Below are 1,098 nucleotides of genomic sequence, written 5' to 3' on the forward strand. Positions count from 1 at the left end.
CTGCCCAACGCCGGCGGCAACCAGATCTGCTTCCGCGCCACCAGCACCACCGGCTACCTCGCCCTGGAGGTGCCCAACGTGTTCCGCATCCGCACCGACGCCTACTCGCTCAACGCCAAGCTCACCAGCGTCGACGGCGCGCAGAGCGTCGACATCGCCAAGGGCACCGCCCTCCCCGTCGGGATCGGCAGCGGCTCCGGCAACGGCAAGCCGGCCGCCCTGCTCGAACTGCGCGTCACCGGCTGACCCGGACCAGCCCGCACCGCTCCCCGCTCACCTTCCCGATGGAGCCCCAGGTGACCCACACCCCCCTCCGCACGGCCAGAAGGACCGGCCGCGCCACCGCAGGCCGGTGGCTGGCCGCCGCCGCCGTGACCGCCACGGCCCTCGCCGGCGCCACCACACTCGCCGCAGCCGACACCACCCCCGCCGACAACTCCGCCGCACCGCCCGCGGTCGAGGACTTCGCCTACCCCGGCGCCGCCGCCATCACCAAGGTGAAGCTGCTGCGCGGCGACGGCCACATCCTGCTCGGCGAATGCTCCAAGCCCAACCAGATCCAGGTCTGGACCATGGCCCCGGGCAACCCGGACAACCAGATCTGCTTCACCGTCTCCGGCACCACCGGGTCGCTCACCCTCGAGCTGCCCCAGGTCTTCGCCATCCAGACCTCCGGCGGCCGCGCGGTCCGGGCCGGCCTCACCGACGGCACCACCCAGCAGACCCTCGAGGTCCCCAAGGACGGCTTCCAGCCTGTCGGCAAGGGCAGCAACGGCAACGCGACCAGCCTCCTCGAACTGACCGTCACCGGCTGACAGCCACCCGCGCATCCACCTCCCACCTCTCACCTCCGGGAATCCCCTATGCCTCGCAACTCCTCGACCCGCAACCTGCGGGCCGGCGCCCTGGCCACCGTCCTCGCCGCCGGCGCTCTGACCACCCTCGCCACGCCCCCGGCCGGCGCCGTGGTCGGCGACGCGGCCGCCAACGACACCTACGCCTACACCGCGCACCTGGCGATCGGCGACAACCTGCGGGCCTGCACCGGCACGCTGGTCGACCGCAGCTGGGTGCTCACCGCGGCCTCCTGCTTCTCCG

General features: G+C 73.0%; 2 protein-coding genes and 1 pseudogene. All 3 read left to right on the forward strand.

The window, feature by feature from the left end:
* Window positions 1-246 (forward strand): annotated as a pseudogene (locus ACWDCZ_RS41630) (hypothetical protein); the annotation flags it as partial.
* Between the two features lie 50 nt (window positions 247-296).
* Entirely contained in the window at window positions 297-815 is a 519-nt protein-coding gene (locus ACWDCZ_RS41635) for a hypothetical protein (protein ID WP_387966984.1), read from the forward strand.
* A gap of 48 nt (window positions 816-863) precedes the next feature.
* The coding region (locus ACWDCZ_RS41640; RefSeq protein ID WP_449818765.1) for a trypsin-like serine protease at window positions 864-1,098 on the forward strand (235 nt) is incomplete at its 3' end.

The organism is Kitasatospora sp. NPDC001225, assembly GCF_053597855.1.